Origin of the sequence: Salinihabitans flavidus (assembly GCF_900110425.1) — a bacterium.
In the GTDB taxonomy this organism is placed as follows: Bacteria; Pseudomonadota; Alphaproteobacteria; order Rhodobacterales; family Rhodobacteraceae; genus Salinihabitans; species Salinihabitans flavidus.
In genome coordinates this window covers 34,265-56,677 of sequence record NZ_FODS01000010.1, presented here as the reverse complement: position 1 = coordinate 56,677, position 22,413 = coordinate 34,265, and the positions used below count along the sequence as shown (strand labels likewise).

Annotated in this window: 17 protein-coding genes; 13 read left to right on the top strand and 4 right to left on the bottom strand. The window is 63.4% G+C overall.

Annotated features, from left to right (window positions below):
* Positions 1-90 precede the first annotated feature (90 nt).
* The 3 genes from dnaE to BMW66_RS09895 all read left to right on the top strand — a co-directional run bounded on the left by dnaE (position 91) and on the right by BMW66_RS09895 (position 5,703).
* Positions 91-3,612: a DNA polymerase III subunit alpha gene (dnaE, locus tag BMW66_RS09905; protein WP_093117977.1), complete on the top strand. Its 3,522-nt coding sequence runs from the start codon at positions 91-93 to the stop codon at positions 3,610-3,612.
* 312 nt (positions 3,613-3,924) lie between these two features.
* Positions 3,925-4,266, top strand: a complete 342-nt coding sequence (locus tag BMW66_RS09900) for a hypothetical protein (RefSeq protein ID WP_093117975.1) — start codon at positions 3,925-3,927, stop codon at positions 4,264-4,266.
* Positions 4,267-4,617: 351 nt separating this feature from the next.
* Positions 4,618-5,703, top strand: a complete 1,086-nt coding sequence (locus BMW66_RS09895) for a GGDEF domain-containing protein (protein WP_093117973.1) — start codon at positions 4,618-4,620, stop codon at positions 5,701-5,703.
* Between the two features lie 88 nt (positions 5,704-5,791).
* Here the strand turns inward: BMW66_RS09895 and BMW66_RS09890 are convergent, their stop codons facing one another.
* The gene (locus tag BMW66_RS09890) at positions 5,792-6,496 is read right to left on the bottom strand and encodes a response regulator transcription factor (RefSeq protein ID WP_093117971.1); all 705 of its coding nucleotides are present in this window, start codon (positions 6,494-6,496) and stop codon (positions 5,792-5,794) included.
* A complete protein-coding gene (locus BMW66_RS09885; protein ID WP_245729435.1) occupies positions 6,493-8,412 on the bottom strand; it encodes a PAS-domain containing protein in 1,920 nt (639 codons plus the stop codon). The genes BMW66_RS09890 and BMW66_RS09885 overlap by 4 nt, the downstream gene beginning before the upstream one ends.
* Before the next feature lie 197 nt (positions 8,413-8,609).
* Here BMW66_RS09885 and BMW66_RS09880 point away from each other — a divergent pair, with 197 nt between their 5' ends.
* From BMW66_RS09880 to BMW66_RS09835, 10 genes are all read left to right on the top strand, one after another.
* Positions 8,610-10,583, top strand: coding sequence for an AMP-binding protein (locus BMW66_RS09880; RefSeq protein WP_093117969.1), 1,974 nt, complete (start codon positions 8,610-8,612; stop codon positions 10,581-10,583).
* A 99-nt stretch (positions 10,584-10,682) separates the two neighbouring features.
* Positions 10,683-11,501, top strand: a complete 819-nt coding sequence (locus BMW66_RS09875) for an ABC transporter ATP-binding protein (protein ID WP_093117967.1) — start codon at positions 10,683-10,685, stop codon at positions 11,499-11,501.
* A gap of 77 nt (positions 11,502-11,578) precedes the next feature.
* The gene (locus tag BMW66_RS09870; RefSeq protein ID WP_093117965.1) at positions 11,579-12,565 is read left to right on the top strand and encodes a branched-chain amino acid ABC transporter permease; all 987 of its coding nucleotides are present in this window, start codon (positions 11,579-11,581) and stop codon (positions 12,563-12,565) included.
* A 4-nt stretch (positions 12,566-12,569) separates the two neighbouring features.
* Positions 12,570-12,962 (top strand): VOC family protein, encoded by a 393-nt coding sequence (locus BMW66_RS09865; protein WP_093117963.1) that lies wholly within the window; start codon positions 12,570-12,572, stop codon positions 12,960-12,962.
* Positions 12,959-13,216, top strand: coding sequence for a hypothetical protein (locus tag BMW66_RS09860; protein ID WP_093117961.1), 258 nt, complete (start codon positions 12,959-12,961; stop codon positions 13,214-13,216). The genes BMW66_RS09865 and BMW66_RS09860 overlap by 4 nt, the downstream gene beginning before the upstream one ends.
* Positions 13,217-13,219: 3 nt before the next feature.
* On the top strand, positions 13,220-14,296 hold the full coding sequence (locus tag BMW66_RS09855) for a branched-chain amino acid ABC transporter permease (RefSeq protein ID WP_093117959.1): 1,077 nt from the start codon (positions 13,220-13,222) through the stop codon (positions 14,294-14,296).
* Positions 14,297-14,369: 73 nt separating this feature from the next.
* Positions 14,370-15,653 (top strand): ABC transporter substrate-binding protein, encoded by a 1,284-nt coding sequence (locus tag BMW66_RS09850; RefSeq protein WP_093117957.1) that lies wholly within the window; start codon positions 14,370-14,372, stop codon positions 15,651-15,653.
* Between the two features lie 59 nt (positions 15,654-15,712).
* A complete protein-coding gene (locus BMW66_RS09845; RefSeq protein ID WP_093117955.1) occupies positions 15,713-16,540 on the top strand; it encodes an ABC transporter ATP-binding protein in 828 nt (275 codons plus the stop codon).
* An 86-nt stretch (positions 16,541-16,626) separates the two neighbouring features.
* The gene (locus BMW66_RS09840) at positions 16,627-17,847 is read left to right on the top strand and encodes a phenylacetate--CoA ligase family protein (protein WP_093117953.1); all 1,221 of its coding nucleotides are present in this window, start codon (positions 16,627-16,629) and stop codon (positions 17,845-17,847) included.
* A gap of 91 nt (positions 17,848-17,938) precedes the next feature.
* A complete protein-coding gene (locus BMW66_RS09835; protein WP_139196149.1) occupies positions 17,939-19,540 on the top strand; it encodes a peptidoglycan-binding domain-containing protein in 1,602 nt (533 codons plus the stop codon).
* A 77-nt stretch (positions 19,541-19,617) separates the two neighbouring features.
* Here the strand turns inward: BMW66_RS09835 and BMW66_RS09830 are convergent, their stop codons facing one another.
* Together BMW66_RS09830 and BMW66_RS09825 are read right to left on the bottom strand one after the other, a co-directional pair.
* Entirely contained in the window at positions 19,618-19,872 is a 255-nt protein-coding gene (locus BMW66_RS09830; RefSeq protein WP_245729433.1) for a YgaP family membrane protein, read from the bottom strand.
* 101 nt (positions 19,873-19,973) lie between these two features.
* Complete coding sequence (locus BMW66_RS09825) at positions 19,974-22,316, bottom strand: Tex family protein (protein WP_093117949.1); 2,343 nt, start codon at positions 22,314-22,316, stop codon at positions 19,974-19,976.
* Positions 22,317-22,413: the final 97 nt, after the last annotated feature.

Below are 22,413 nucleotides of genomic sequence, written 5' to 3'. Positions count from 1 at the left end.
AGTGTTGTGGCCTTGGCTGAAAATGAATCCGCGGGGCCCATGGGCGCGAATGGGATTCCATTGCCCCGCGCACTCCGATAGCCTGCGGTCATGAGCAATGATCCCCGATTCATCCACCTGCGTGTGCATACCGAATATTCCCTTCTGGAAGGGGCGGTGCCAGTCAAGACGCTTCCGGCGCTATGTGCTGGCGCGGGCATGCCCGCCGTGGCGGTGACCGACAGCAATAACATGTTTTGCGCGCTGGAGTTCTCTGTCGCCGCCAGCGGCGCAGGCGTGCAGCCGATCATCGGATGTCAGGTGGATGTCGCCATGCCCGAGGGCGACAAGGGCGCGCGTAGCGGATTTCCCCCCGCCCCGGCCCCTGTGGTCCTTCTGGCGCAACGCGAGGAGGGGTATGAGAACCTGATGAAACTCAATTCCTGCCTGTATCTCGATGCGGGCGGGCAGTTGCCGCAGGTTTCGATAGAGGAATTGGCGCAGCATGGCGCGGGGCTGATCTGTCTGACGGGGGGGCCGGACGGGCCGGTGGGGCGGCTTCTGCGCACGGGGCAGGAGACGGCCGCCGAAGACCTGATGCGTCGTCTTCACGGCATTTTCGGCGACCGGCTTTACGTCGAATTGCAACGGCATCCCGGCGAATACGGCCCACCCGAGAAGGAAAAGCTGACCGAGCGCGGCTTTGTCGAGATGGCCTATGACATGGGCCTGCCGCTGGTGGCGACGAATGACGTCTATTTCCCCAAATCAGAGATGTACGAGGCGCATGATGCGCTGATCTGTATCGCGGAAGGGGCCTATGTCGATCAGTCGGAGCCGCGCCGGCGTCTGACCCCGCAGCATTATTTCAAGTCGCAGCAGGAGATGGTGACGCTTTTCGCCGATCTGCCCGAAGCGATTGAAAACACGGTGGAGATTGCGAAACGCTGCGCCTTCATGGCTTACAGGCGCGCGCCGATCCTGCCCAAATTCGCCGATGACGAGGTGGAAGAACTGCGTCGGCAGGCCAAGGAGGGTCTTCAGAAGCGGCTTGCCGTGATCCCCCATGCGGTGCCGCCGGAGGAGTATCAGAAACGGCTCGATTTCGAGTTGGGTATCATCGAGGGGATGGGGTTTCCGGGCTACTTTCTGATCGTGGCGGATTTCATCAAGTGGGCCAAGGATCACGACATTCCCGTGGGACCGGGGCGCGGGTCGGGCGCGGGGTCGCTGGTGGCCTATGCGCTGACCATCACCGATCTTGATCCGCTGCGCTACAGCCTTCTGTTCGAACGGTTCTTGAACCCCGAACGGGTGTCGATGCCGGATTTTGACATCGACTTCTGCATGGATCGCCGCGAAGAAGTGATCCGCTATGTGCAGGAGGTCTATGGCCGCGACAAGGTGGGTCAGATCATCACCTTCGGCGCGCTTCTGTCCAAGGCGGCGGTGCGTGATATCGGGCGGGTGCTGCAAATGCCCTATGGGCAGGTGGATCGTCTGTCGAAGATGATCCCGGTGGAGGGCGTCAAGCCGGTGAGCATCGAAAAGGCGCTCTCGGAAGAGCCGCGCCTGCGCGAGGAGGCCCGCAGCGAAGAGGTGGTGGACCGCCTTCTGAAATACGGGATGCAGGTGGAGGGGCTTTTGCGCAATGCTTCCACCCATGCCGCGGGGGTGGTGATCGGGGACCGGCCGCTCGATGAGCTGGTCCCTCTCTATCAGGATCCGCGCTCCGACATGCCGGCGACGCAGTTCAACATGAAATGGGTGGAGCAGGCGGGGCTGGTGAAGTTCGACTTTCTCGGGCTCAAGACGCTGACGGTGATCCAGAACGCCATCGACCTGATCCACGCCTCCGGCCGCGACCTGCATACGGCCGCCGATGGCAGCACCATCTATCAGCCGATCGCGGGGGCGGAGAACGATATAGGGCAAATTCCGCTTGATGATCCAAAGACTTACGAGCTTTACGCGCGGGCCAGAACGGTCGCCGTGTTCCAGGTGGAAAGCTCTGGCATGATGGATGCGCTCAAGCGGATGAAGCCCAACTGCATCGAGGATATCGTGGCGCTTGTGGCGCTCTATCGGCCCGGCCCGATGGAGAACATCCCGAAATACTGCGAGGTCAAGAACAAGCTGAGCGAACGCGACCGGCTGCATCCGTCGATCGACCATATCCTCGACGAGACGCAGGGCATCATCGTCTATCAGGAACAGGTGATGCAGATCGCGCAGGAGATGGCGGGCTATACGCTTGGCGGTGCGGACCTGCTGCGCCGGGCGATGGGCAAGAAGATCAGGGAGGCGATGGACGAGGAGCGCCCGAAATTCATCGACGGCGCCAAGGCCAACGGGGTCGATGACGCGAAGGCGCTGGAAGTGTGGAACCTGTTGGAAAAGTTCGCCAATTACGGGTTCAACAAGTCCCACGCCGCCGCCTATGCGGTGGTGAGCTATCAGACGGCGTGGCTCAAGGCCAATCACCCGGTGGAGTTCATGGGCGGGGTGATGAACTGCGATATTCATCTGACCGACAAGCTCGCCGTCTATTTCGAAGAGGTGAAGAAGGGGCTGGGCCTGCCCTTTGTGCCGCCCTGCGTGAACCGCTCTGAGGCGATGTTCACGGTCCGCGGCGGGGCGCTGGTCTACGGGCTCGGCGCGCTCAAGAATGTGGGGGGCGAGGCGATGCGCCTTGTCACCGAGGGGCGGAAGGTCGATGGGGCCGATAAGCCCTTCACAACGCTGTATGATTTCGCACGGAGGGTGGATCTCAAACGGGTCGGAAAACGCCCGCTGGAGATGCTGGCGCGGGCGGGGGCGTTTGATGAGCTGGACCGGAACCGGCGGCGGGTGCTGGAGAGTCTTGATGCGCTGGTGGCCTATTCGGCGGCGATTTTCGAGCAGCGGGCGAGCGCGCAGGTGTCGCTTTTCGGGGAGGCGGGCGACGACCTGCCGGAGCCGCGGCTGGCGCAGGTGGATGACTGGCTGCCGGCCGAAAAGCTTGATGAAGAGGCCAAGGCCATCGGCTTTTTCCTCTCGGGGCACCCGCTGGAGGATTACATGCCGGCGCTTCGGCGCAAGCAGGTTCTCACGCTCGACGAGGTGGGCGAGAAGGCGCGGTCCGGCCCTTGCGTGGTCAAGATCGCGGGCCGGGTATCGGCGCGGCAGGAGCGAAAATCTGCGCGCGGCAACCGCTTCGCCTTTGCCCAGCTTTCCGATCCGACCGGCACCTACGAAGTTACGATATTCTCGGAAACCCTAGAGAAATCAAGGCAGTATCTTGAGGCCGGATCGAAGGTCGTGATCACGGCGGAGGCCACGATGGAGAGCGATCAGCTCAAGCTGCTGGCGCGATCGGTGGCCCCGGCGGATACGGTCGTGGCCGATGCGGGCGCGGCGGGGCTGCGGGTCTATCTCGACGATCCGGGCGCGGTGCGGCAGGTGGCGAATGTCCTTCAGGGGGCGACGGATGCGGTGAAAACCGGGGCGCGGGGGCCGGTGAGTTTCTGCCTGATGAGCCCCGATCTGCCGGGCGAGGTGGAGATGGATCTCGGCCTGTCGTTTCCGGTCACGCCGCAGATCAAGGGCGCGCTGAAATCGCTGCCGGGGGTGATGGAAGTGCAGGAAATCTGACATCGCGGCGAATCAGGGTTAACGCGCTGAAATCACGAAAAAACCCGTTTCGGTATCACGTCGGTAAAACGTCGGTATTGCGTCGGTGCCGATGCGGCGCTGCGCGGGCCTTCGGGCATGATGAACGAGGCGCGCGTTGCGATATCTCCCTCGCGCGCGTCGTATACAGAAACGATATTAACAGTCGTGTTTCGGAATTTTGTTGGTGTTACTTAATCTGTTCGGATGCCGGAGTGCATCCCGGCCCAGAATCTGCCGCCTTTCCCGGCGGATTTTCTGCGAGCCAAGAGACAACAGGAAAGGTGACCAACCATGAATATACCCGAAGCAACCAAACCCGCGGTATGGGGCGCCATCGGCGGCGCCATTGTCGCGATGGTTATCGGTTTTGCCTGGGGCGGATGGGTGACGGGCGGAACGGCCCGCCAGATGCAGGCGTCCGGAGCGGAAACAGCCATCGTTCAGGCGTTCACACCGCTTTGCGTGGCCAAGGCCGAACAGGAGCCTGAACAGATCGCCCTTCTGAAGGAAGAACGGCGCTATCAGCGCGACAACTTCGTGGTCGAGGCCGGTTGGGTCGATAGTGTGAGCGAGAAGTATCGCTCTGATGTGGCCGATGCCTGCGCCGATACGATCGTGGAGGGCATGGAGTAACCTTCATGTGACCTGCATTATGTGACCTGCGGGGGCGGATGGTCCTCGCGGGTCGCACAATACCCGGAGCCGTCGGTATGACGGTTCGGACGGAAAGCCGCCGTTTACAGACGCGGCATCCCCACCCCGGATGTATCCGGGGCGGCTTTTTGGTCTGTCGATCTGATCGCAATATCGGGATAGGCCATTCATCGCCCAATCGGCGATGAACTGTGCTGTCAGCCATTGAATACTCAGGGCGGCGAAACGCCCTATGCCTAGTCTTTGACGGTGTCCGCATACCAATGCGTTGGAGGTTTGTGAAAATACCCGCCGCTCACGCAAGACTACGACAGCAACTGGACAGGAAAAATGTCGCGACTCGAAAGAATACATGACTATTTGGAGCTTAACCGGAGGGATCCGGAATACAACCGCTTTTTCATTTCCTACATCTTTCTTTTTTTCGCGCTGGGCTTCCTTGCCGTATTCGCTCTAATAGAAATTTTCTTACTAGATGATCGACACTGGGCACTTATCTTGGCGCTTCTCGCGCTTATCTGCTCTGGCACGATATACTACCTGTTCACCACCAAAGATATCGGTGCGGCGTCCCACCTAACGACAGCAATACTCGCTGTATTTCTATTAACCCAGGGTGCGATGGGTCAGGCGCACGAGTCCACCTTCATGATGGCTGCAATATTTCCCGGCGTGGCGCTTTTTCTTTTGGGCCACCGTCGAGGCGCGCTTTACGTCTTGCTGTTTTTCGCGACCTTCGGCCTGCTGTTCTGGTGGAATATGACTGTCTCGGTGGGGCCGGTATCCCAGGTTGATGTTGCCATAAACACGATCCTCACTCCTGTTATTATCACGCTCCAGCTATTTTTCTATGAAATTGCCCGAAAAGGGGCCAATGACGAGAACGCAAGATTGGTGGAGTATCTTGAAATCCTGTCCTCGAAGGACGGTCTGACCGGTCTTTGGAATCGCCGCCTCAGCGACGGTTTTCTGGAACAGGAGATTGCGCGGTCACAGAGACAGGGCAACAGGTTCTCTGTTGCGATCCTCGATATCGACCACTTCAAGAAGGTAAACGACGCCTACGGTCACGCCGAGGGCGACACCGTGCTCAAGGAAATAGCGCAGGAGTTTCGCACTATTGTCCGCGTTCAGGACAAGGTCGGACGCTGGGGAGGCGAGGAGTTTATCGTGATATGCTCCGATACCGGAATTGAGGATGCGGTTGCGCTTTTCAATCGGATACGCGCGCGCATCGAGGGTCATGATTTCAGCAACGGGGTAAATGTGACTGTCAGCATCGGAGTCGCCGAATACCGTGCCTCCGACAGTCCAACCACCTTGGCGGCGCGCGCCGACAAGGCATTGTATCACGCAAAGCAACATGGCCGGAACCGGGTGTGTACTTACAAACAATTCATCGAAGGGCGCGTTTGAAAAATCGTTGCCGACCCTCGGCATTGAGCCGGGCCAGCGGGCCGGCTGTGAGAGCATGGCGCGGCGGGGGCGGAGTCGTGCGCCCCTGTCAGGTCCAGCTTACATCGCCGAGAAAGATGTAACCGGCGCCGTAGATCGTCTTGATCAGGCGCGGGTTGCGCGGGTCTTCGCAGAGCTTGGTGCGCAGACGCGAGATGCGCACATCCATCGCGCGGTCGAAGCTTTCGCCCGCCGCGCCGCCGAGCGTTTCCTGCATATGCGCGCGGCTGATCAGGCGTTTGGGGCTTTCGAGAAAGAGGCGCAACACCTCGCCCTCGGCATGGGAGAAGGGGGTTTCCTCGCCCTTGTCGTTTTCAAGCGTGTAGCGGTTGAAATGCGCGGTCCAGCCGTTGAACCGCGCGGTGTCCGAGGCGCTTTGCGGCGCGGCGCGGTCGCGGCGCAGGCGGACGCGGACGCGGGCCACGACCTCGGCCGGATCGAAGGGTTTGATGATGTAGTCGTCGGCGCTCAGTTCCAGCCCGGTGACACGGTCCTGCACCTGCGCGCGGCCCGAGATGATGATCACCGCCGCCCCCTGTTCCAGCGCCAGCCGGTGCACGAGGGTCAGCCCGTCGCGGTCGGGCAGACCGAGATCGACAAGGCAGACATCGGGCGTGTGGGATTTCAGCGCGGCCTCGAACTCCGTCGCGCGGGAGAAGCTCATGGTGCGAAAGCCCGCATCCTCCAGCGCGTCGGCCAGCATGCTGCGGATTTCCGGCTCATCGTCGAGAATGGTCACAAGCGGCGCGGTCATGGCATCCCCTTCGGTTGCAGGAAGGCCGACAGCTCTTCGGCGGAGAAGGGTTTGGGCAGGACCGGCGCGCGCGCGGCCCCCTGAAGATAGAGCGGATGCGATTGCGGCAGGCTGGTCATCAGAAAGCAGGGCGGCGCGCCATCGGGCAGCGCGTGGAGCAGATCGACGCCGGTCTCGCCGCCTTCCAGCGAGATGTCGGAAAGCACGAGGGAGATCTCCGGCAACTGGTCCAGCAGGGCGCGGGCCTCTTCGGCGCTGGCGGCCTCGATCACGGCATGGTCCTGCGCGGTGAGCATGTCGCGGATCATGCCGCGCAGGTCGAGGTTGTCCTCGACCAGCAGGACGAGGCCCGGCGCGGCGTCAAGCCGAGCGCGGCGCAGCGGCAGGCGCAGGGTGACGCGGGCGCCGCCCTCGGCCGGGTTGGCGAGCTTCACCTCTCCGCCCATGATCTTGACGGTGTCATAGACCATCGCCAGCCCAAGGCCGGAGCCTTCGCCGCCCTTGGTGGTGAAGAAGGGATCGAGCGCGTGGGTCAGCGCCTCTTGCGAAAAGCCGGTGCCGGTGTCGGTGACGGTGATCTGCACCCATGTCTCCTGCACCAGCGCGGCGTGCAGGGTGATGGCGCCGGAGGGGCCGCAGGCGTCGCGGGCATTCAGGATCAGGTTCAGGAGCGCGTCCTGCAACATGCCGGAATCGAGCAGGATCGGCGCCTCGGGCACGGTGTTGTCGATCCGCAGCAGCAGGTCGCGCGGCAGGGACGGGCCGGCGAGCATTTGCAGATCGCGCAGGAAGGGGGTCATGCTCACCGGCTCCAGCTTGGGGGGGCGGTGGCCGGTCATGTCGGCGATGCGGTTGAGCAGGGCGCCGCCGCGGCGGGCCGCGCCCAGCGTCGCCTCCACCAGGTCGGCGCCTTCGGCGGGCAGGTCCATCCGCCCCAACCGGGATTGCATCCCGAGGATGATGGTCAGCAGGTTGGAGAAGTCATGCGCCAGCCCGCTTGTCATCTGCGCGGCCAGTTCGCGGCGGCGGGTCTGTTGCAGGGCGGCGCGGGTCTGGGTTTCCTCGGTGATGTCCATCGACAGGATATAGACGCCGCGCCGGGCGCCCTCCTCGGTATCGGGGGTGAAGGCGGCGCGGATGCGCCGCGTGCTGGGCGCGTCGGTGAACTCGAACACGCTGGCGCGGCCGTCGAATGCGGCGTCGAGATAGGGACGGATGCTGCGGTAGGCCGATTCGCCCAGCGCGTCGCGGATATGCTGGCCGACGATATTGGAGGGCCGCCCCGGCATCACCGATGTCAGCCGGCGGTTGGAATAGGTGTAATGCCGGTCGGGTCCGACATGGGCGATATGGGCCGGCATCATCTCCGTCGTCAGGCGGGTGCGCGCCTCGCTTTCGGTGATCTGGCGCTTGGCCTCCTCCAGCGCCTTGACGGCGGCCTCAAGCTCGCGGTTGGTGGTGGAGAGTTCCTCGGCGTATTGCAAAAGCTGACCGGAGAGTTCCTCGGAGCGGGTGCGCAGCAAATTCTCCTGCCGCTTGGTGCCGGTGATGTCGGTATAGACCGAGACCCATCCACCCTGCGGCAGGGGGGAGCCCTCCACGCTGACCCAGCGGCCATCGGCGCGCTGACGCTCGAAGTAGTGCGGCTCGAAGGCGAGGGCGCGATCGACCTTTTCGCGGATATACGCCTCCTTGTGCGCGATCTCGCCGTATTCGCCGCGTTCGACCAGAAAGCGGATGGTGTCCACGAAGCGCGCGCCGGGCTGCATCAGGGGATCGGGGATGTCGAACATCTCGCGGAAGCGGGCGTTGGCCACGACGAGCCGCAGGTCGCTGTCATAAATCGACAGGGCCTGTTGAATGAGGTTCAGGCCGGCCATCGTCATGGCCTGTGTGGTGCCGGAGTCGGCGGGCATGGCATGCTCCTTTGCCCTCTATCGCTAGCACCGGGGCGGGGGGGCGCAAAGCGGCAAATGCGGCCTGTTACAATTCGAAAGGATTGCGAAATGTTCAGGAAAAAGTTGACGAACAGGGTCTGCTCAGCCCCTTAATAGGGTCAGAATCGCGTAAGCGGTCGAAGCCTGCACAAGCGGGTGTTTGGGAGGAGAACATTTTGGCACAGTCGTCACAGGCGACCGGGGGGCTTTCGTCCATCCCGGCGCTGTTGCAGCGTAACGCCGAACGGTACGGGTCAAAGGACGCCTACCGCGAGAAGGAATTCGGCATCTGGCAGACCTGGACCTGGGCGCAGGCCGAGAAGGAGATCGAGGCGCTGGCGCTCGGTTTTCTCAATCTCGGAGTGGCCGAGGGCGATTTCGTCGCGATCAGCGGTCGCAACCGGCCGCACTTCTACTGGGCGATGGTGGCGGCGCAGTCGGTGGGCGCGGTGCCGGTGCCGGTCTATCAGGACAGCGGCGCCGAGGAGATGGCCTATGTTCTGGGCCATTGCGGCGCGCGGTTCATGGTGGCCGAGGATCAGGAGCAGGTCGACAAGGTGATCGACGTGCAGGACCAGCTTCATCAACTTGAGCATGTGATCTATATCGACCCGCGCGGGATGCGCAAATACGATCATCACAAGCTGCACCAGTTCACCCACATTCAGGAACAGGGCCGCGCCGCCCGCGAGGAGTTCCTTCCCGATCTCAAGGCGCGGCGCGAGAAGCTGGACTATGACGACACCTGCGTGATGCTTTACACCAGCGGCACGACCGGCAAGCCCAAGGGGGTGGTGCTGTCGAACCGCAATATCATCGAAAGCGCCAAGAACGCCTGCGAGTTCGACAGGCTCAATTCCAGCGACGAGGTGCTGGCCTATCTGCCGATGGCGTGGGTGGGCGATTTCATCTTTTCGATCGGGCAGGCCTATTGGACCGGGTTCTGCGTCAACTGCCCCGAGAGCCCCGAGACGATGATCACCGACCTGCGCGAGATCGGGCCGACCTATTACTTCTCTCCGCCACGGGTGTTCGAGACGCAGCTGACAAGCGTGATGATCCGCATGGAGGATGCCAGCCGGTTCAAGCAATGGCTGTTCCACCGCTTCATGGCGCACGCCAAGAAGGTCGGCGGGCGCATCCTTGACGGCAAGCCGGTGGGCCTGATGGACCGGCTGACATACGCGCTGGGCGACGTTCTGATCTACGGGCCGCTGAAGGACACGCTCGGGTTCGGGCGGGTGCGCGTGGGCTATACCGCCGGCGAGGCGATCGGGCCGGAGATCTTCGAATTCTACCGCTCGCTCGGGATCAACCTAAAACAGCTCTACGGGCAGACCGAGGCGTCGGTGTTCATCACCGTGCAGCCCGATGGCGAGGTGCGCGCCGACACGGTGGGTGTGCCGGCCCCGGACGTGGAGATCCGCATCGACGAGACAGGCGAGATCTACTACCGCTCGCCGGGGGTGTTCGTGGAGTATTACCGCAACCCCGAATCCACCGCCAAAACCAAGGACGAAGAGGGGTGGGTTGCCACCGGGGACGCCGGGTTCTTCGAGGAGGGCACCGGGCATCTGCGGATCATCGACCGCGCCAAGGACGTGGGCAAGATGGCCGACGGCAGTCTGTTCGCGCCGAAATACGTGGAGAACAAGCTCAAGTTCTATCCCGACATTCTGGAGGCGGTGCTGTTCGGCAATGGCCGCGATCATTGCGTCGCCTTCATCAATATCGACCTGTCGGCGATCGGCAACTGGGCTGAGCGCAACAATATCGCCTATGCTTCCTATCAGGAGCTGGCGGGGCATCCCAAGGTGCTGGCGTCGATTCAGGACCATGTGGAGGAGGTCAACCGATCTGTCGCCGAAGACCCGATGCTGTCGGGGTGCCAGGTGCATCGTTTCCTCGTGCTGCACAAGGAGCTTGACGCCGACGACGGCGAGATGACCCGCACGCGCAAGGTGCGCCGCGCGGTGGTGGCCGAGAAATTCAACGATCTTGTCGAGGCGCTTTACGACGGGTCCACCGAAGTCTCCACCGAGACGGAAGTGACCTATGAGGACGGGCGCAAGGGGTCGATCAAGGCGACGCTGGAGCTTTGCGACGCCAAGGTGGTGCCGGTCAACACGCAGAAAGTGGCGGCGGAATGAGGCGGGACGGAGGGACGGCGCTCGCCCTGCGGGCATCGCCCCGCCCACCGTCCCGCAAGGGAACTGCGGGCTGGCCGACCGGGAAAGGAAAGAAAACCGATGCTGGATGACACCGAAGGTTACGTCACCGAGGACGGCCGCAAGATCGGCGGCGTGGTGATGGAGATGAAGAACATCACCCTGAGATTCGGGGGGGTCGTGGCGATCAAGGATATTTCGTTCGATATCCGCGAGGGGGAGATCCGGGCGATCATCGGGCCGAATGGCGCGGGCAAATCCTCCATGCTCAACGTGATCTCGGGCTTCTATCATCCGCAGGAGGGCGAGGTCTGGTACAAGGGGAAGAAGCGTCCCGGCATGCGTCCCTATCAGGTGGCGCAGCAGGGTATCGCCCGCACCTTCCAGAACATCGCGCTTTTCGAGGGGATGAGCGTGCTCGACAACGTGATGACGGGGCGTATCCGTCAGATGAGCACCGGCATGTTCGCGCAGGCCCTTTGGAAAGGCAAGGCCGAGCAGGAAGAGGTCGAGAACCGCGAAACCGTTGAAAAGGTGATCGATTTTCTGGAAATCCAGCATATCCGCAAGACCCCGGTCGGGCGCCTTCCCTATGGTCTGAAAAAACGGGTGGAGCTGGCGCGGGCGCTGGCGGCGGAGCCGTCGATCCTTCTGCTGGATGAGCCGATGGCGGGGATGAACGTCGAGGAGAAAGAGGACATGAGCCGCTTCATCCTCGATGTGAACGACGAGTTCGGCACCACCATCGCGCTGATCGAGCATGACATGGGCGTTGTCATGGATCTCAGCGACCGTGTGGTGGTGATGGATTACGGCAAGAAGATCGGAGACGGCAGCCCCGACGAGGTGCGCAGCAACCAGGCGGTGATCGACGCCTATCTGGGGGTGCAGCATGATTGATCGGGGCAGTCTGCAACACGTCGGCAGAACGTCGGTATCGCGGCGGTGCGGCGCAGGGAACAACGGGGAGACGGGCAATGCCTGAACAGCTACTCTTTGCCAGCGAGGTATTTCTCAACGGGCTGATGGCGGGCGTGCTCTATGCGCTGGTCGCGCTGGGATTCGTGCTGATCTACAAGGCGTCGGGCATCTTCAACTTCAGCCAGGGGGTGATGGCGCTTTTCGCGGCGCTCACGCTGGTGGGGATCATGGAAGGGCGGGTGCCGTTCTCGCATGTGATCAACGCGACCTTCGACACCGAGATCCATCATTTCGGTTGGCATGTGCCGGCCTTCGCGGCGATCCTGATCACCATGGGGGTGATGGTGATTCTGGCCTATTGCGTGCAGCGGTTCATCTTTCGCCACCTTGTCGGACAGGAGCCGATCATCCTGTTCATGGCGACGATCGGGCTTGCCTATTTCCTTGAAGGGGTGGGCGATCTGATGTGGGGGTCGGACATCAAGAAACTCGATGTCGGCCTGCCGCAGGGGATCAACACATGGATCGACGAGACCACGTTCGACGCCTTCGGGTACGGGTTCTTCATCGACAACCTGGACATCTATGCGTCGATCATCGCGGCGCTTCTGGTGATCGTGCTGGTGTTGTTCGCGCAATACACCAAGCAGGGCCGGGCGATGCGCGCGGTGGCCGATGACCATCAGGCGGCGCTGTCGGTGGGGATCTCGCTCAACTTCATCTGGATCATGGTGTGGTCGGTCGCCGGCTTTGTCGCGCTGGTCGCGGGGATCATGTGGGGCACGAAATCGGGGGTGCAGTTCTCGCTGTCACTGATCGCGCTCAAGGCGCTGCCGGTGCTGATGCTCGGCGGCTTCACCTCGATCCCCGGCGCGATTGTCGGGGGGCTGATCATCGGGGTGGGCGAGAAGCTGTTCGAGTTCGCCATCGGGCCGATGGTGGGCGGGGCGACGGAAAACTGGTTCGCCTATGTTCTGGCGCTGATCTTCCTGGTGTTCCGGCCCCAGGGTCTGTTCGGCGAAAAGATCATCGAGAGGGTGTGACGGCATGGCGCATAAATCGCGTATCGGCGGGGTCTGCATCGATTGCCAGACGGACGACCTGACGGAGGCGACGGCCTTCTGGTCGGCGATGCTGGGCAAGCGGGGCAAGATCGACGAGGACGGCAAGTATGCCGAGTTCGACGGGCACAGCGGCTACCCCAAGGTGTTGCTTCAGGCCGTCGATCACGCGCCGCGCGTGCATCTCGACATAGAGACCGACGATCAGGAGGCGGAGTGCGCGCGGCTGACGGCGCTGGGCGCCACGGAAGTGGCCCGCATCAAGGAATGGATCGTCATGGAGGCGCCCACCGGGCACCGTTTCTGTCTGGTCGCCGCGCCGCAGGGCGAGGACTGGCCGGGCGACGCGGCCGAGTTCGACGGGGGCGCGCGGGAATGAAGAAACTGATCGCCATCGTCAATGTGGTCGCCTGGTCCGGGTTCTGGGCGTTCGGCTATCTGGCGCTGACGGCGGAGCGGCTCTCGCGGGGGCAACTCACGGTCGCGGCGGTGCTGGCCTTTGCCGGGTTCATTACCGGGATCTTCGCCTATCTGAAACTGGTGCGCGCTGCGGAAGCGAGCGGATACGCCAGAAAATCAACACAACTCGACGCGGCGGAGCGAAACCGCGCGCAATCGCAGGGGGGCCTTTGAGCCATGATCTATCGTGAAGCGGGCGACTTCAAGACGTCCTATGCCGCCGACAGCCAGACCTTTCCGATCAGGCTGGACAGGCTCGGGTATTACGTCATCCTGCTGGTGGCCTTCCTTGTGGTGCCGTTCGTGGTCAACGACTACTGGGCCAACTCTGTCCTACTGCCGTTCCTGATCTATTCGATCGCGGCGATCGGTCTCAACATTCTCGTGGGGTATTGCGGGCAGGTGTCGCTTGGCACCGGGGGGTTCATGGCGGTGGGCGCTTATGCGGTCTACAAGCTGATGACCGCCTTTCCCGATGTGAGCATCTTCTTCCATGTCATCATTGCGGGCGGAATCACGGCGTGTGTCGGAGTGTTGTTCGGGCTGCCGTCGCTGCGGATCAAGGGGTTCTATCTGGCCGTGGCGACGCTCGCGGCGCAGTTTTTCCTTGTCTGGCTGTTCAACCGGGTGCCGTGGTTCTACAACTATTCGGCCTCGGGGCAGATCACCGCGCACGAGCGGACGGTTTTCGGCATCCCGGTCACCGGGCCGGAGACATCGGCCTGGGCGGCGTATCTGTTCTGCCTCGTGTTTCTGGTGGCCAGCGCGATCATTGCCCGCAACCTGACTCGCGGGATGGTCGGGCGCAAATGGATGGCGATCCGCGACATGGACATCGCCGCCGAGATCATCGGGGTCGATCCGCTGCGTGCGAAACTGAGCGCCTTTGCCGTCAGTTCGTTCTTCATCGGCATTTCCGGCGCGCTGTTCTTCGCGGTGTATCTTGGCGCGGTGGAGGTCGGCGAGGCGTTCGGCATCAACAAATCGTTCCTCGTGCTGTTCATGATCATTATCGGCGGGCTGGGTTCGATCTTCGGCAGCTTTGCCGGGGCGGCATTTCTGGTGCTGCTGCCGGTGTTTCTCAAGAACGTGCTGGTGGGCACGCTGGGCTGGCCCACGGATACGGCCGCGCATCTGGAACTGGTGATCGTGGGAGGGTTGATCATCATCTTCCTGATTGCCGAGCCGCATGGGCTAGCGCAGCTCTGGCGACTGGCGAAGGAAAAGCTTCGGCTTTGGCCCTTCCCATACTAGGGGCGGGCCAGGGACGGGCGCTGCCCGTTCCGAATTGACGACATCGGACAAAAACCAAGGGAGGATAGACCCGATGAAACTGAAACTGACAACATTGGCACTGGGCGCCATCATGGCGGCGGCGCCTGCGATGGCGGAACTTGTGTTCCCCTCGCTGAGCTATCGGACGGGGCCCTATGCGGCGAACGGCATTCCGTTCGCGGATGGCTATGCCGATTACTTCACGCTGCTCAACGAGCGCGATGGCGGTATCGGTGGGGAGCCGATCCGCATGATCGAGTGCGAGACAGGCTATAACACCGAAAAGGGTGTTGAATGCTATGAAGCGACCAAGGGCGAAGGCTCGCTTGTCTATCAGCCGCTGTCGACCGGCATTACCTATCAGCTCATTCCCAAGGTGACGTCGGATGGTATTCCCATGCACTCGATGGGGTATGGCCGGACCTCTGCCAAGAACGGCGAGGTGTTCCGCTACATCTTCAACTATCCGGCCAACTACTGGGACGGGGCCTCGCATGCGATCAAGCACATCCTTGACATCAATGATGGCGACATCAGCGGCCAGAAGATCGCGCTCGTCTATCACAACTCGGCCTATGGCAAGGAGCCGATCCGCACGCTGGAGGATCTTGCCGAAAAGCACGGCTATGAGCTTATGCTGTTGCCAGTGGATCACCCCGGCCAAGAGCAGAAATCGCAGTGGCTTCAGATCCGCCGCGAACGTCCGGACAATGTGATCATGTGGGGCTGGGGCGTGATGAACCAGGTCGCTATCCAGGAAGCCGTGAACATCCGCTATCCGATGGAAGATTTCATCGGCATCTGGTGGTCGGGGTCCGAGAACGACGTGAAACCCGCCGGTGACGGGGCCGATGGCTACAAGGCGCTGACCTTCCACAACTTCGGCACCGATTACCCGTTGTTCGAGGACCTTCAGGAGTATGTCATCGATGCGGGCAAGGCCGCCGGCGCCGGCGATCAGGTCGGCACCGTGCTTTACAACCGCGGGCTTTATGCGGCGATGCTGGCGGCAGAAGCGGCCAAGACCGCGCAGGAGATCCACGATACTGCAGCCATCACCCCGGAGATGATGCGCGACGGCATGGAGGCGCTGGAGATCACCGAAGAGAAGATGGCCGATCTTGGCCTTCCAAACTTCGGGCCGGAGTTCAAAGTGTCCTGTGAGAACCACGGCGGTAACGGTTTTGGTGCCGTTGCGCAGTGGGATGCTTCGGCGGGCGACTGGACCATGATCACCGACTATTTCCAGTCGGATCAAGAGGTTCTGGCGCCGCTGATCGAGGCGGATTCGATGGCCTATGCCGAAGAAGCGGGCATCGAGCCGGGCTGCGACTAAGCCAAAACAGGCGGGCCGCCCCGGTGGCGGCCCGCCCCAACCTGAACGGAGCGCGGAACATGCTGGACGCCGGTAAAGTCACCCAGGACACCCTGCTGGAAGTCAACAATATCGAGGTGATCTACAACCATGTGATCCTCGTGCTGAAGGGTGTGAGCCTTTCGGTGCCCAAAGGCGGGATCACCGCGCTTCTGGGGGGGAACGGCGCGGGCAAGACCACGACGCTCAAGGCCGTGTCCAACCTGCTGCATTCGGAACGCGGCGAGGTGACGAAGGGCAACATAAGATACCGCGGCGACCGGGTGCAGGGGCTCGATCCTTCGACGCTGGTGAAGATGGGCGTGGTTCAGGTGATGGAGGGGCGGCATTGCTTCGAACATCTGACGATCGAGGAGAACCTTCTGACCGGCGCCTATACACGCGGGTCGTCCCGCGCCGAGATCACGCAGGATCTTGAGAAAGTCTATGAATACTTCCCGCGCCTGAAGGAGCGCCGCAAGAGTCAGGCGGGCTATACCTCTGGCGGGGAGCAGCAGATGTGCGCCATCGGGCGCGCGCTGATGAGCCGGCCGGAAACGATCCTTCTGGACGAGCCGAGCATGGGGCTTGCGCCGCAACTGGTGGAGCAGATCTTCGGGATCGTCAAATCGCTCAATGAGGAGGAGGGGTATACCTTTCTTCTGGCCGAGCAGAACACCAACGTGGCGCTGCGTTTTGCGCATTACGGATACATCCTCGAATCGGGGCGCGTGGTGATGGACGGTCCTGCCGACGATCTGCGCGAAAACCCGGACGTGAAGGAATTCTATCTCGGGGTGTCCGAGGAAGGGCGACGGAGTTTCCGGGAGGTGCGGAGCTATCGCCGCCGCAAACGCTGGCTGAGCTGAGCCGGCCGGCATCGGGCGACAGCGCCCGCGATTTGAGAGACAGACATTCACCCCATCGCGCCGGTGTGGCCATGAGGACAGAGCCAATGACCCAGTATTTTGACACGCTCGAAACCCGCAGCCCCGAAGAGCGCGCCGCCGACATCGCGCGCGCCCTGCCCGGACAGATCGCCCTTGCCCGGGCGTTGCCCGGATATGCCGAGGCGCTGGCCGATGTGGACCCCACGGCGATCACCGGACCAGAAGCGCTTGCCGCGCTGCCGGTGCTGCGCAAGTCGTCGTTGGTGGCGGCGCAGAAGGCGGCCTCCCCTTTTGGCGGGTTCACCCCGCGCCCGGCGAGCGGCTATGCCCATGTGTTTCAGTCGCCCGGCCCGATCTATGAGCCGGGGGGCGAGAGCGCGGACTGGTTCCGGTTCGGGCGGGTGCTGCATGCCGCCGGAATCGGCACGGGCGATATCGTGCAGAACTGTTTTTCCTATCACCTGACACCGGCGGGCATGATGTTCGAAAGCGGCGCGCGGGCGGTGGGCGCGGCGGTGATCCCCGCCGGGATCGGCCAGACCGAATTGCAGGTGCGGGCCGCCGCCGACATCGGCGCGACGGCCTATGCGGGCACGCCCGACTATCTCAAGCTCATACTCGACAAGGCCGACGAGATGGGCGAGCGGTTGCAAATCACCAAGGCGGCGGTGGGCGGCGGGGCGCTGTTTCCGTCGTTGCGGCAGGAATACGCCGATCGCGGAATCGCCTGCTTGCAGGGGTATGGGACCGCCGATCTGGGCAACATCGCCTATGAAAGCGCGGCGATGGAGGGGATGATCGTCGATGAGGGCGTGATCGTGGAGATCGTGACCCCCGGCACCGGCGATCCGGTCGCCGAGGGCGAGGTGGGCGAGGTGGTCGTGACCACGCTCAACCCCGACTATCCGTTGATCCGCTTTGCCACCGGCGATCTGAGTGCCGTGATGCCGGGGCAAAGCCCTTGTGGGCGCACCAACTTGCGCATCAAGGGCTGGATGGGCCGGGCCGACCAGACGACCAAGATCAAGGGCATGTTCGTGCGTCCCGAACAGGTGGCCGCGCTGGTGGCGGCGCATGACGAGATCGCCCGCGCCCGCGTCATCGCCAGCCGCGAGGGCGAGATGGACGTGATGACCGTGCAGGTCGAGGCGGAGGGCGGCGACGCGGCGGCCTTTTCCGAGACGGCGGCGGGGCTTCTCAAGCTCAGGGGCAAGGTGGAAGTCGTGGCGCCGGGCAGCCTTCCGAAGGACGGTCTGGTGATCGAGGATCGGCGCAAATACGACTGAATCCGCCTGCGCCCTTTCCTTGAAGCCGATTCTGAGCGATACTTGCTCTCTTTCGCGTTCCAGCGTGAGCGATGTCTTCGAGGAGGATGCGATGCGATTTATTACGGCAATACTTGCGGCCGGTATGATGCTGGTCCTTGGCGGGACGGCGCAGGCGCGCGATATGGCGCTTGTGATCGTCAATGAGGTTGGCGATGCGCGGATGTCCGACAGGGCACGGTATGAAGCCCGGCTGCGCGAGGCCGGGTTCACGGTTCTGACAGGGCGCAACCAGAGCACGGCCGAATTGAACGATACCGCAGGCGAGTTCGCGAACGCGGTCGGGAAAGGCGCGGATCGGGTTTTGATCCTTGTGATCGGGCGCGTGGTCTCGGATGAGCGGTCCTCATGGCTTTTGGGTGAGGATACGGCCCGGCCCGAGCGGCTCAACCTCGACCGGCAGGGGTTGCCGCTTGATGCGCTGGCCGATCTGCTGGCCGGGTTTCAGGGCCGGGCGGTGCTGATGGTCGGCGAAAGCCGCGCCGCGTTCGACACCGGATTCGGGTTGCGGACGGATGCGGAAACGATGGAGGTGCCCAACGGCGTGACGTTTCTGCGCGGGGATGCCCCGGCGATGGAAGGCGCGCTGGTCGAGGTGCTGCGGCCCGGCCGGAGCCTTGCAGCCATGAGCGATGCCTTGCCCGGCAGGGTCGAGGCGAGCGGATTTGTTCCTGATCATCTCGGCTTTGATGGCGGCGCGGTGGCGGACCCGGAGCAACCCGGAGACGGGGGCGAGAATGCCTATTGGAACGCGGTGCGTGACATTGGTGGCGATGATGCGCTGCGGGCCTATCTTCGCCGATATCCCGACGGTCGGTATGTCGCCGAAGCGCGGCGTATCCTGAAAGGTGAGGCGGACACGCGCGAGCGCGATCAGGACGCGCGGGAACGCGAGAAAGAGGAACGCGCGCGCGCCACCGAAGCGCGACTTGGCCTCAGCGCGCAGGACCGGCGGCAGATTCAGGCCGATCTCAAGCTTCTGGGTTTTGACCCGAGGGGCGTTGACGGGGTGTTCGGGCCCGGTTCGCGGGCCGCCATCGCGGCCTGGCAGCGTGCCAACAATGCGCCCGAGACAAGCTATCTGACAATCGATCAGGTTGCGCGGATCGAGAGACAGGCTGCCGGGCGGCGCGAGGATCTGCGCGCCGAACGCGAGCGGGAAGATCGCGCCTATTGGCGGCAGACCGGCGCGGATGGAAGTCCGCAGGGTCTTCGGGCCTATCTGGAGCGTTACCCCGAGGGGATATTCGCAAGCGAGGCGCGCACGCAGTTGGAGAAGGTCGAGCGCGAGGCGCGTGAGGCGGCGTGGCGGCAAGCCGAGCAGCGCGGCACGGCGGAGGCCTACCGCGTGTTTCTGGACCGCTTCCCCGAGGGGCCTCATTCGGAGGAGGCGCAGCGCCGGTTGGAGCGGATTCAGGTGGAGGAGCAACGCGGCAAAGACCGCCGCGAAGAAGAGCAGGTGATGTCGAGCCCGGTTCTGCGGGCGCTTGTCGAAACACGTCTGATGAGCCTTGGGTTCAACCCCGGGCAGATTGACGGAAAATTCGACGAGGCCACGCGCCGGGCGATTGCCGGATTTCAGCGGCAACGTGGCATCGTGCCAACCGGCTACCTGTCGCGGCGGACAGGGGAGCTGTTGCTGCCGCAACGATAGGCGGGCCCCCTAAAACGAGAGGCGGTGGCACCCCGGTCGGGGTGCCCGCCCTCACGGGCGATGGACGGCAGCGGTATCTATCGCTGGCAGGTGCTCATGCCGAGGATGCGGTAGAGCGGGCAGAATTTCAGCGCGGATGTGACGATCAGCACCAGACCGATGATCACCGCGCCATAGGCGATGACCGGGTTGGCCCAGATCGTGGATGTGGTGAAGATTGGCAGGACCACCAGCACGATGCCGACGATGAGGCGGATCACGCGGTCGATGTTTCCAACATTTGCAGTCATGGAGACCTCCGAATGGGTCAGGGTTGAAAGTTTCGCTTCCATGGCCTGAATCTATGCGGTTTCATGAATAGTCAAAGCATTTGTTGGGCCGCACCCTGATAACGGTTGGGTTGTGTGCTTTCGAGGGCGCTATCGCTATGCGATCAGGTTTTCCGCATCGCGTCGCGTAGGGCGTCGCCAAGGGAGCCGGTGCTTTCGGCGCGGGCGTCTTCCTTTGCCTCGGCTCGCCCCGGTTGCTCTTTGCCCCTGCGCGGCCCTTTCCCGCCCGGTTTACCATCCGGCGCGGCGTCGCGTGCGGCGCTGGCGTCGCGGGCCGAGGCGCCGCCATCCTTGCGCATGGTCAGGCCGATACGGTTGCGGGGGATGTCGATTTCGGTCACGCGGACCTTCACCACGTCGCCGGCCTTGACCACCTCATGGGGATCCTTGACGAAGCGGTCGGCCAGTTGGCTGACATGCACCAGCCCGTCCTGATGCACGCCGATGTCGACGAAGGCGCCGAAGGCGGCGACATTGGTGACGGTGCCTTCCAGAACCATGTCGGGTTTGAGGTCGCGGATATGCTCCACGCCGTCGGCAAAACTGGCGGTGACGAAATCGGGGCGCGGGTCACGGCCGGGCTTTTCCAGCTCGGCGATGATGTCGCGCACGGTGGGCAGGCCGAAGGCATCGTCGACGAAATCCTGCGGGTCAAGGCGGGTCAGCGCCGCGCTGTCACCCATGACCGAACGCAGATCGCGCCCGCAGGCGGAAACGATGCGCCGGGCCACGCCGTAGGCCTCCGGGTGGACGGCGGAGGCGTCGAGCGGTTCGCCCCCGTCCGTGATCCGCAGAAAACCGGCGCATTGCTCGAACGCGCGCGGGCCGAGACGGGCGACCTTCAGAAGCGTCTTGCGGGTGGGGAAGGCGCCATGCGTGTTGCGGTGCGCCACGATCGCCTCTGCCAGTCCGGGGCCGAGGCCGGAGACATGCGACAGAAGCGGCACCGAGGCGGTGTTGAGATCGACGCCGACGGCGTTGACCGCATCCTCCACCACCGCCTCCAGCGTGCGGGACAGGCGGTGCTGGTCCACGTCGTGCTGATACTGGCCGACGCCGATGGATTTCGGTTCGATCTTCACCAGTTCCGAGAGGGGGTCCTGAAGTCGCCGCGCGATGGAGACCGCGCCGCGCAGGCTCACGTCGATGTCGGGAAACTCGCGGGCCGCCAGTTCGGAGGCGGAGTAGACCGAGGCGCCGGCCTCGGACACGACCACCTTGGCGGGCGGTTTGGCGCCCTTGGGCAGGGACTTGAGCGTGTCGGCCACAAGACGTTCGGTTTCGCGGCTGGCGGTGCCATTGCCGATGGCGACAAGTTCGATCCCGTGTTTTGCGATCATGGCGAGAAGCGTCGCCTGCGCGCCGCGCAGATCGTTCTTTGGCTGAAACGGGTAGAGCGTCGCGGTCTCCACCAGCTTGCCGGTGCTGTCCACGACCGCCGCCTTCACCCCGGTGCGAATGCCGGGATCGAGGCCGAGCGTGGGGCGCTGCCCGGCGGGCGCGGCCAGCAGCAGATCGCGCAGGTTGCGGGCGAAGACGACGATCGCCTCGTCCTGCGCGCGGGCGCGCAAATCGCCCATCAGGTCCACCATCATCGACAGGCCGAGCTTGACGCGCCAAGTCCAGCCCGCCACCTTGCGCAGCCATTGATCGCCGGGACCGTCGCCGCGCGCGTCAAGGCGGGCGGCGATCATCGCCACGGCGCGGTCGCTGCCGGTATCGTCCGGGGGTGCGATGTCGAGGGTCACGATCCCTTCCTTGGAGGCGCGCAGCATCGCCAGCGCGCGGTGGGAGGGCATCTTCGACCACGGCTCGCGGTGATCGAAATAGTCGGAGAATTTCGCGCCCTTCTCTTCCTGCCCCTCGACCACGCGGGAGATCATCACCGCCTCCTTGTGCATGTAGCCGCGCAGATCGCCGAGAAGCCCGGCATCTTCGGCCAGCCGTTCGGTGAGGATGTCGCGCGCGCCGTTCAGCGCGTCCTTCACCGTGGGCACGGCGTCGGTAATGTAGCTTTCGGCGAGCGTTTCGGGGGGCGCGCTCCGGTTGGCGAGGATCGCCTCTGCCAGCGGCTCCAATCCGTTTTCGCGGGCGATCATCGCCTTGGTGCGGCGCTTGGGTTTGTAGGGCAGGTAGATGTCTTCGAGTGCGGATTTGGTCTCGGCCCGCGTGATCGCGCGGGTCAGATCGTCGGTGAGCTTGCCCTGCTCGCGGATCGAGCGGAGGATCGTCTCACGCCGGGTTTCCAGTTCCCGCAGGTAGATCAGCCGCTCGCCCAGCGTGCGAAGTTGCGTGTCGTCGAGCCCGCCCGTCGCCTCCTTGCGGTAGCGGGCGATGAAGGGGATCGTGGCGCCCTCGTCGATGAGGGCGACCGCCGCGCCGACCTGTTCGGGGCGGGCGCCGATCTGCGTGGCGATGCTGCGGGCGATGCGGGCGGTGGTGTCCAAGGGGGCCTCGTCTCATGCTGCTGGAGGGTCTTTCTAGCGGCGCGGCCCGGTGGGGGGAAGGGGCGGCTTGCCCCCTGCGCGGCGGCGTGAAAGAAAG